General features: G+C 52.7%; 8 protein-coding genes. 3 read left to right on the forward strand and 5 right to left on the reverse strand.

The window, feature by feature from the left end:
• Positions 1 to 96 precede the first annotated feature (96 nt).
• The 5 genes from H6F43_RS19300 to H6F43_RS19320 all read right to left on the reverse strand — a co-directional run bounded on the left by H6F43_RS19300 (position 97) and on the right by H6F43_RS19320 (position 2513).
• Complete coding sequence (locus H6F43_RS19300; protein WP_190344504.1) at positions 97 to 354, reverse strand: hypothetical protein; 258 nt, start codon at positions 352 to 354, stop codon at positions 97 to 99.
• Positions 341 to 613: a BrnT family toxin gene (locus H6F43_RS19305; RefSeq protein WP_190344506.1), complete on the reverse strand. Its 273-nt coding sequence runs from the start codon at positions 611 to 613 to the stop codon at positions 341 to 343. The genes H6F43_RS19300 and H6F43_RS19305 overlap by 14 nt, the downstream gene beginning before the upstream one ends.
• Entirely contained in the window at positions 610 to 909 is a 300-nt protein-coding gene (locus H6F43_RS19310; RefSeq protein WP_190344508.1) for a hypothetical protein, read from the reverse strand. Before H6F43_RS19310 ends, H6F43_RS19305 begins: the two co-directional genes overlap by 4 nt.
• 304 nt (positions 910 to 1213) lie before the next feature.
• A complete protein-coding gene (locus H6F43_RS19315) occupies positions 1214 to 1606 on the reverse strand; it encodes a type IV pilin-like G/H family protein (RefSeq protein WP_190344510.1) in 393 nt (130 codons plus the stop codon).
• Positions 1607 to 1886: 280 nt separating this feature from the next.
• Complete coding sequence (locus H6F43_RS19320) at positions 1887 to 2513, reverse strand: Uma2 family endonuclease (RefSeq protein ID WP_190344512.1); 627 nt, start codon at positions 2511 to 2513, stop codon at positions 1887 to 1889.
• Positions 2514 to 2785: 272 nt separating this feature from the next.
• Here H6F43_RS19320 and bchD point away from each other — a divergent pair, with 272 nt between their 5' ends.
• From bchD to H6F43_RS19335, 3 genes are all read left to right on the forward strand, one after another.
• Positions 2786 to 4852: a magnesium chelatase ATPase subunit D gene (gene bchD / locus H6F43_RS19325; protein WP_190344514.1), complete on the forward strand. Its 2067-nt coding sequence runs from the start codon at positions 2786 to 2788 to the stop codon at positions 4850 to 4852.
• Between the two features lie 232 nt (positions 4853 to 5084).
• The gene (locus tag H6F43_RS19330) at positions 5085 to 5507 is read left to right on the forward strand and encodes a hypothetical protein (protein WP_190344516.1); all 423 of its coding nucleotides are present in this window, start codon (positions 5085 to 5087) and stop codon (positions 5505 to 5507) included.
• Positions 5508 to 5537: 30 nt separating this feature from the next.
• On the forward strand, positions 5538 to 6655 hold a 1118-nt coding region (locus H6F43_RS19335; RefSeq protein ID WP_199290460.1), incomplete at its 3' end, for an MFS transporter.

Below are 6655 nucleotides of genomic sequence, written 5' to 3' on the forward strand. Positions count from 1 at the left end.
CCTTGCTCGATCGTGAGGCAATATCGCCTTAGCAGCGGCTTCATAGCGGCTCAAATCAGCGGCGGTAGATATTCTGGACTCAGCACCATCAAAATCTCAACTGTCCGGTGCATTTGAATTGTTAGCCTGTGGATTGGGGACGGGCAGTTGATTATCACGCATAACTCTAATTAGAAATCGTAAAGCTTCATTGACAGCATCAGCATTAGGAAACATTGCTGCAACATCAGGTTCTAAACGCACCGTTGTTTCACCAAAACTTCTTCGTTCAGGTCCCAGTCTTCTGACCCGCAGGCTCTTTAAGTCATACTCTGACTGAAGTTCATCTTTCATATCTGGCTCATTCCTCCTCATAGGCTTCGCGCTCGACTCGCGTTACTTCTCTGGCACTAATGAGACGAATCGAATTCTCTCGTTCCGTATATGACAGAATCAGCAAGCGCCCTCGGTTTGACTTCCCAACAATCAGGTAACGTTCCTCCTCATGTGAATGGTCTGGATCGTAGAAGTCAACATAGAGTGGATCATCGAAAACAGTCTTAGCTTCCTCAAACGAAACTCCATGCTTTGATAGATTTCTCGCTGCTTTGTTTTCGTCCCACTCAAACTTCATGAACTTATTGTATCGTCAAGAGCTGAAGGAACCGCGAATTTTACTGGCTCTGTCTTTGGCAAGGGTGAGCCATCTTCAAACGGTTCCAGTCTTTCTCTTGCAAAGTTAATCAGTGATTCTAATACATTCATCGGAACATCGTTGTTGAAAGTACTTACAGAAATTGTGTGGTTTGCATCGCAGCGAAATACTTCTGCAACAATATTATCGTTGCTGTCGCAAAGCTCAACACTTAGTCCATTCCGAATGATGTCTGAAGCAATTTGGATATGGTATTGACCTACAGATCTCTTCATGCTGTCGAGATTAGTACCAGCTCAGGCAGATAACCGTCCAACTACACCCCAGTCGATCGCCTTGCGGCATAGAGTTTATGCTAACCAGACAGTGATAGTCTTTACAACTCAATAGACAAAAGTATGACCTGAAAATATAGTTCTCATATCTAGTAATCTGGATTAAGGAGGAGTTCTAATTCGCTATCACTTAGCTCACTCATAACATTGATTAACTATCAAAATACCAGTTTTGCTGACTTCTGACGATCCCACTAAACCAGCATTTCAGTAAGTCAGTTGAAGAACTTGTATCCTCCAGATTTCATGGAACATCACGCTCCTTAACTCTAATGCTTCCCGAACCACAGGTATGTTCATCAATAGGTTCCTGTAACAGTTGGGTTCCAGAAGATTGAGCCTCACATACAATCATCTGAGCTGTTTTTTTACCATTCATTACGCCTATAAAAACTCCGCCAACATAACTTTTTAGATCGCTATTCCTAGCAAGGGCGTAATTGAGTGCTTTCGGGAACGCGGACTCACCATCGCTCGTTCGACAAACAAAAATGTATGCCTCGTCCTGCTGAAGACATCTTTTCTCTTGAAGAAATAGCATAAGTCCTTTATTTCTTAGTAGTAAGTTACTCTGAGTCTGGTTCATGTGTGTGACCCAAGCATTAGCTCTTCTTTGTTGATATACAATCGGATTCACACAGATGCTCCGAGGACAGTCGTTACTGAGTATGAAGATATAGAGCGCCAGAAGCACAACTCCTAAACACCCAAATCCAGGCAACCAATACTTTCGGATTTGATTCTGCCTCACTTCAACATCAGTTCCTTCAACTCAACAAGCTGACGACCCTGCTCACCGCACGCAGACAGCCTTCAACAACAGCTTAGATTCGTTCCAGTTCAGGTGGCTTGTTATGCGGCGATCGCGTGTTAACAGATACCGATTTCGCAGCAGGGACAGCCGAATCATGGCGATATTACCTATCAGCCTTCAACACCTGTTCAGCGGTTAGTTTTAACCCTGGGAAGGTTGGAGAGACAATCGTCTGATTGCCTCGAAATTGCTGAATTTCATACTCCCCATCCACTAGCGTACAGACAGAGAGAGCGGGTTGTTTGGGCTTTCCAATGTGTCGAGTACCGCCTAATCCTGCATAGTCTGCAATCCAATATTCGGAGATGCCCAAAACCGCGTAGTCTTCAACCTTACGGGCATAGTCATTTTGCCAGTTACTACTAACCACTTCTGCCACAAATTTAATCGAACTACCCAGCGTTAAGATTGATTTCTCAGACCAAAGCGGTTCTTTGGTCAGTTCATTTCGATCGACAACTGCAACGTCAGGTCGAAATGCTGTCATACCAATGTTGAAAGGGCGAAATAATCCTCGTTGGAGGACAAACCAAGGTAAGCCTATTGTGTCAATTTGCACACAGATCTTTGCGGTAATAAAGGCTGCAACTTCTTCATGTGGACCTGTTGGTTCCAAGTCGAACACCTCTCCGTCGATCAGTTCGTAGCGGTTATCGCCACCATAACGAGCGAGAAACTCGTCAAAGCTAAGTGGCTTCCGTTGAATTGCTTGATCGATCGCAATAGTCATAGATCAACTTAGCCCAATCAATGCCCAATTAATGCCTCAAGTTTACCAAATCAAGTATGTGACATAGACGAATCAAACCTCTTGCTCACGGTGTTCAGCGCTGATGGGGCAACTAGAGAAGGTGATGCTCTTACGAGGTGCGAATCGATCGCGCTCCACCTCCCCAGCTAAATTTAATTTAGATGCGTTCGTCCTAGCAGCGGCTTAATCGCGCTCCGTCTGCCTCCAGATGTTGATATGCTGAGATTCCGAGCGCACTCAGAATCGAATTTATGCCTGTCAGCATCCCGATTATTCCCACCGCCTTTCCCCTAGCTGCGGTTGTGGGTCAAGACGCCATCAAGCTCGCCCTGCTGCTGGCAGCGGTTGACCCTGGATTAGGCGGCGTGGTGATTGCCGGACGACGCGGTACCGCCAAATCCGTGATGGCACGAGCGCTTCATGCGCTGCTACCGCCGATCGAGGTGGTGTCTGGCACGATGTGTAACTGCGACCCCGATCGTCCTGAAACCTGGGATGACGAGACGATCACGCAACTAGCGGATAGAGCAGCAGACCGTAATTTTCCCACAGAAGTCATTCCTGCGCCCTTCGTGCAGATTCCGCTAGGCGCGACGGAAGATCGCCTGCTGGGGTCGGTCGATGTTAGCCAATCGATTAAGCAAGGCGAAACCGTGTTTCAGCCAGGATTGCTAGCAGAGGCGCATCGTGGCGTGCTGTATGTCGATGAAATAAACCTGCTAGACGATCAGATTTCCAACGCGCTACTGTCGGTGCTGTCGGAGGGACGCAACCAGATCGAGCGCGAAGGCATCAGCTTCCAGCATCCCTGCCAACCGCTGCTAATCGCAACCTACAACCCCGATGAGGGATCGCTGCGGGAGCATTTGCTAGACCGGATTGCGATCGCCCTCGTTGCCGATGTTGCGATGGAATTGGACGATCGAGTTCAGGCGGTCGAGCAAGCTACCCGCTATGCAGACTCACAGCAGGAGTTTTTGGAGCAGTACCGCGACGATGTGGACTCGCTTAAAACGCAGATTATCCTGGCGCGAGAGTGGCTCAAGGACGTGCGGGTGAAGCCGGAGCAGATCGAGTACCTCGTGACCGAGGCGATCCGAGGCGGCGTGCAGGGACATCGAGCCGAGCTGTTTGCCCTCCGGGTTGCCAGAGCGCATGCCGCACTGGAAGGACGCAGCGAAGTCGCCGCCGAAGATTTGCGCCGCGCCGTGGAGTTGGTGATTGTGCCGCGCTCCACGGTGATGCAGCCGCCCCCCGAAGAAGCGCCTCCCCCACCGCCGCCACCGCCCCAACCACCCGAAGACCAGTCCGAGCAAGAGCAGGACGACCAGGAAGAAAAAGAAGACGAGGACGACGACCAGCCGCAGGAACCTCCCAGCCTGCCGGAGGAGTTTGTCTTCGACCCGGAAGGCGTCATCCTTGATCCCTCGGTGCTCTACTTCGCGCAGATGGCAACTCGGCAAGGCAAATCTGGCAGTCGATCGCTGATTTTCTCAGAGGACCGGGGACGCTACGTGAAACCGATGCTGCCAAAAGGTCCGGTTCGTCGCATTGCCGTAGACGCTACCCTGCGAGCTGCCGCTCCTTACCAGAAATCGCGGCGTCAGAGAAATGACGATCGGGCGACTAAGGAACGTACCCTAACCTCTCCGTTCCGCAAGCGCGTCTTTGTCGAACAGGGCGACGTTCGATCAAAGCGCCTAGCCCGCAAAGCTGGAGCGCTCGTGGTCTTTGTCGTCGATGCGTCAGGGTCAATGGCGCTGAACCGGATGCAGTCGGCGAAGGGTGCCGTGCTGCGGCTGCTGACCGAGGCGTACCAAAATCGGGATCAGGTGTCGCTGATTCCGTTTCGGGGAGAGAAGGCAGAGGTGCTGCTGCCGCCGACGCGATCGATCGAAGCCGCCAAACGTCGCTTAGACCGTCTTCCCTGCGGGGGGGGTTCTCCGCTGGCGCACGGGCTGACGCAGGCAGTGCGAGTGGGAGTCAACGCCAAGCAGTCGGGCGATATTGGGCAAGTCGTGATCGTGGCAATCACAGACGGACGTGGGAATATACCGCTGGCGCGATCGCTCGGTGAGCCGATTCCCGATGGCGAAAAACCCGACATCAAAGCGGAACTGCTGGAAATTGCTGCGAAAATTCGCGCGTTGGGCATTCAACTGCTGGTGATCGACACCGAGAACAAGTTCATTTCTACAGGACTCGCGAAGGAACTCGCCAAGCAGTCCGGCGGCAAATACTATCACTTGCCGAAAGCGAACGACCAAGCGATCGCCGCCATGACCCGCAACGCGATCGCGGACTTGAAAGCGCGATAGGCGATCGCGCAGAACTCCTAGAGACTGGCTGCCTTGGATGGGGACGATCGCGATCGTCCCCATCTGCTGCCTGTGCCGCTTGACCAAACCGCGGGTGCCGAAACGGTAGCGCCAAAGCTCTCATAACGGCTGCTCCAAGAAACCCTTGCAATCTTTGCGTTTTGTGAATAATCTTTGAGTTAACCTTGAATTAAAGTCCGGATCATTCCCCATTTCCCCTCAGGAGTCGCCCGTGAACGCAGCCGAGCAGGCAACTAGCTTGGAAACTGCCAGTAAGATTGCTGCCGTGGTTAACTTGTTCAAAGCCGAGTTTCCGGATGCACGATCGGACTTGAAACCGTGGGCAAACGACCCGGATACGCGCGAGCTTGTGGACCCAGACTCAATCGACCTTGGCTTTCACTTTCCCGGACGATCGCGCCTGTTGCAAAGCCGCAGTCTGCTACTGCAAATTCGCTTTCATCAAGACGCGATAACGGGCGATCGTCGCGCGATTGGCATTGAGCTAGCGGGATTTGATCATCGCGGCAAACAGTGGAGGCTGTCTACCATCGAGAACTGGACCTTTGAGGGCACAACTCAGCCCACACCGGAAATGGGCGGTAAGCTAAAGGCGGTTCTCCAACAGGTTTTGGATTTATTTCACGCTGGCTAGCCCAATCCGCGCTGGACCTTGCCGATACTTATGATGGAGAAACCTACGTCCAGTTCGGCTTCGACTGCGCTGCGCTTCAGCGCTCAAGTTTGGATGCAGGCGATCGCGCGATCCCTGTACCAAGTCGGCTACGGGCTGATGCAGTTTTACGTGCCGATCGTGTTTGTCAATCAGATGGGGTTATCGGCAGCGAGTGTTGGTTTAGCGACGGGCTTGGGCTCGCTCTCTGGCGTCGTTGGTCACTTTCTCGGCGGTGCGCTGGCAGATGATCCAAGGGTCGGTCGGAAGAAAACGCTGCTGTTCTCGGCAGGCTTGTCGATGCTGGCGGCGATCGTGCTGGCACTGGTGCAGGGCTTGCCGCTGCTGGTGTTGGCAAATCTGCTGATGGGGATCAGTTTGGGGTTCTATTGGACAGCGGCAGATGCGGCGGTGATGGACGCTACGGATTCCGCAGACCGACATCAGGCGTTTGCGATTTTGGGACTGGCAGAGAGCCTCGGTGTGGGCGTTGGGGTCTTGGGTGGCGGCGTGCTGCTCGCTTGGGTTGCTGAGGCGCGATCGCTGTTTCTCCTGGTTAGCTTGATTTTTCTGGTGTTTCTGGTGCTCGTCCAAACCATGATGCAGGGAGCGATCGACTCTGGCGCAGACGCAGAAACACCCGCAGCAGATCCACCTCAGCAAGGCTGGCGTGTAGCGCTGAACGACAGGCGGCTACGGACGTTTGTGCTGGCGAACGTTTTATTTACGACCTACATTGCGGTGGTGAACACGACGCTGCCGCTGTATTTGACCAATTTTGCAGCGATCGGTGCGTTTTCCGGCTCCTCCACAGCCAGTGTGGCAACGCTATTTACAGGATGCTATGTCGGAATTGGGGCAATCGCACAAGTGCCGATCGTGCAGGTCCTCGGTTCGTTTCCCAGAGTGCACGTGCTGATGATGTCGATGCTGCTGTGGGGCGGCGGATTTTTTCTGGTGTGGGCAATCTCCGTGCATTCAATGAGCACGATCGCGGCGTTAGGCGTTCTATCGATTGCCACGGCGGTGTATAAACCCTTTGCTGCTGCAATCGTGGCGGAGCTTGCCCCACCCACGCTGCGCGGCTCATACATTGCTTTAAGCTCGCAGTGCTGGGCGATCGGCTATTT

Origin of the sequence: Leptolyngbya sp. FACHB-36 (assembly GCF_014695955.1) — a bacterium.
Taxonomy (GTDB): Bacteria; Cyanobacteriota; Cyanobacteriia; order Leptolyngbyales; family Leptolyngbyaceae; genus FACHB-36.

Excerpts from the sequence above, each read along its gene's own strand:
- H6F43_RS19300 (WP_190344504.1), bottom strand. The coding sequence starts at position 354 with ATGAGGAGGAATGAGCCAGATATGAAAGATGAACTTCAGTCAGAGTAT.
- H6F43_RS19305 (WP_190344506.1), bottom strand. The coding sequence starts at position 613 with ATGAAGTTTGAGTGGGACGAAAACAAAGCAGCGAGAAATCTATCAAAG.
- H6F43_RS19310 (WP_190344508.1), bottom strand. The coding sequence starts at position 909 with ATGAAGAGATCTGTAGGTCAATACCATATCCAAATTGCTTCAGACATC.
- H6F43_RS19320 (WP_190344512.1), bottom strand. The coding sequence starts at position 2,513 with ATGACTATTGCGATCGATCAAGCAATTCAACGGAAGCCACTTAGCTTT.
- bchD (WP_190344514.1), top strand. The coding sequence starts at position 2,786 with ATGCCTGTCAGCATCCCGATTATTCCCACCGCCTTTCCCCTAGCTGCG.